Annotated in this window: 1 protein-coding gene; it reads left to right on the top strand. The window is 51.8% G+C overall.

Translation table 11 applies throughout. The features are described 5' to 3' along the window. Nucleotides 1-77: 77 nt before the first annotated feature. The coding region (locus ACYVRA_RS09070; RefSeq protein ID WP_461252381.1) for a WD40 repeat domain-containing protein at nucleotides 78-440 on the top strand (363 nt) is incomplete at its 3' end.

The raw sequence follows: 440 nt of genomic DNA, 5'->3' as shown, positions 1-440 counted from the left end.
GTCATTCGAAGTTGGTGCAATCAGTAGCGTTCAGCCCTAGCGGGAAAAAGGCGGTTTCAGGTTCATAGGATAAGACGATAAAACTGTGGGACACAGCAAGAGGGCGTGAGATCCGCACCCTTTCGGGGCATACAAGTTCGGTGAAATCCGTAGCGTTCAGCCCTGACGGGAAACAGGCGCTTTCAGGTTCATGGGATAACACGGTAAAACTGTGGGACATAGCAAGCGGGCGGGAGATACGAACCTTTTCGGGGCATACATGGGGTGTTGAATCCGTAGCGTTCAGCCCCAACAGTAAAACCGTTGTTTCAGGCTCACAGGATAATACCACCCGCATCTGGGACGTTGCCACCGGCAAAGAAATCGCGCAATTCATTTCCTTCTACGACGGCGAATGGATCGTCATTACCCCCGAAGGCTACTACAACGCTTCAACTAAC

It is taken from the genome of Treponema sp. R8-4-B8 (assembly GCF_054786175.1).
This window is presented reverse-complemented; position numbering and strand designations above follow the sequence as displayed.